This window comes from Streptomyces longisporoflavus, from assembly GCF_014649775.1.
GTDB lineage: Bacteria > Actinomycetota > Actinomycetes > Streptomycetales > Streptomycetaceae > Streptomyces > Streptomyces longisporoflavus.
The window spans coordinates 1-1,550 of sequence record NZ_BMTR01000104.1; the positions used below are offsets into that span (position 1 = coordinate 1).

1 protein-coding gene is annotated in these 1,550 nt (G+C 69.7%); it reads right to left on the reverse strand.

Features of this window, described 5'->3' with window-relative positions; genetic code table 11:
* Nucleotides 1-68 precede the first annotated feature (68 nt).
* Nucleotides 69-1,286, reverse strand: a complete 1,218-nt coding sequence (locus IE226_RS43575; RefSeq protein ID WP_190087082.1) for an IS110 family RNA-guided transposase — start codon at nucleotides 1,284-1,286, stop codon at nucleotides 69-71.
* Between the last annotated feature and the right edge of the window lie 264 nt (nucleotides 1,287-1,550).

Consider the following 1,550-nt stretch of genomic DNA (forward strand, 5'->3'; position numbering starts at 1 on the left):
GGGGGGTGCCTCTATGTCCTTCGTCAAGGCGCCCCTGTCGGGGTTGGGATGATTTGGCCTTGCTGGGGTCATGCGGCGAGCTCGACGTCCGCAGGCGTGCGGGACTCGTAGAAGGTGCCGTCGCGGAGCATGGCGAACAGGACGCTGATGCGTTGGCGGGCGAGGCGGAGGAGGGCTTGGGTGTGGGTTTTGCCGCGGGCTCGCTGGCGGTCGTAGTAGGTGCGGGAGGCGGGGTCGGCGTTCATGCAGGCGAAGGCGGAGAGGAACATGGCGCGTTTGAGCTGCCGATTTCCGCCCCGGGGTGCGTGTTCGCCGTGAATGGAGGTTCCGGATTGTTTGGTGGTGGGGGCGAGGCCGGCGTAGGAGGCCAGGTGGGCGGCGGTGGGGAAGCTGGTGCCGTCGCCGACGGTGACCAGCAGGACGGCGGCGGTCCTGACGCCGACGCCGGGCATCGACGTCAGGACCGGGGAAAGAGGGTGGGCCTCCAGCAGGGTGTTGATCTGGGCTTCCGTCGCCCGGCGCTGGGTGTGGACGGCTGCGAGCGAGGCGGCCAGGGAGGGCACGACGATGTCGAGGGTGCCGGTGCCGGGAACGACCACGGTCTGCTCGTCGAGGGCGTCGAAGACGTCGTCGATCAGCCGCTGGGCCATGCGCGGGGCTTTGGGGCGGATCAGTTCCACGAGTCTGCGGCGGCCGGCCTTTCGCAGGGCGGCCGGGGAGCCGTGACGCTCCAGCAGCCAGGTGACGGCCTGGTGGTCCAGGCGGGGTCCCAGGACACGTTCCAGGCTGGGGTGGAACTGGGTGAGCAGGCCGCGTATCCGGTTGCTGGTGCGGGTGGCCTCGGCGGCCAGGTCCTGGTCGAAGCCGACCAGGACGGTGAGTTCGGCGGTTATCTCGTCGGTCAGTTCCAGCGAGCGCAGGGTGTGCGGCATGGTGCGGGCGGCGTCCGCGATCACGGCGGCGTCCTTGGCGTCGGTCTTGGCCTCGCCGGGGTAGAGATCGGCGATGCGCCGCATGGCCAGGCCGGGCAGGTAGGCGACCTGGCAGCCCGCGTCCCTTGCGACGGTCAGCGGCAGGGCTCCGATGGAGGCGGGCTGGTCCACGACCAGCAGTACGGTGCCGAACTTCGCGGCCAGCTTGTCGAACACGGCCCGCAGTTTCGGTTCGCTGTTGGGCAGCGGTTTGTCGAAGACCTTCTTGCCGGCCGGGGTCAGCCCGTGGCCGTGGTGAGTGGTCTTGCCGACGTCCAGGCCCAGGAACACGCCCACGTCTTCGGTATCGAACATCGCGCCCCTCCAGGCGGGTTGAACGTGCCGGCCTCGGCATCGGTGTCGTACGCGCGCATCCACGTTATGCAGACCTGCCGCCCGCGAAATGCCCGGCGTTGCGCCGGACCGGACGGTGGCCGGACCTCTGATCAGCGTCTCCGACGACACCTGCCGGGCCCGGTGACACCACCCCCCAGGTCATGCCTTCGACAGGGGGGAACAGTCATGCCGGGCCCGGAGGCCAGCAGTCCCATTGCAGGACCGCGGAAAAGATAACGGGGG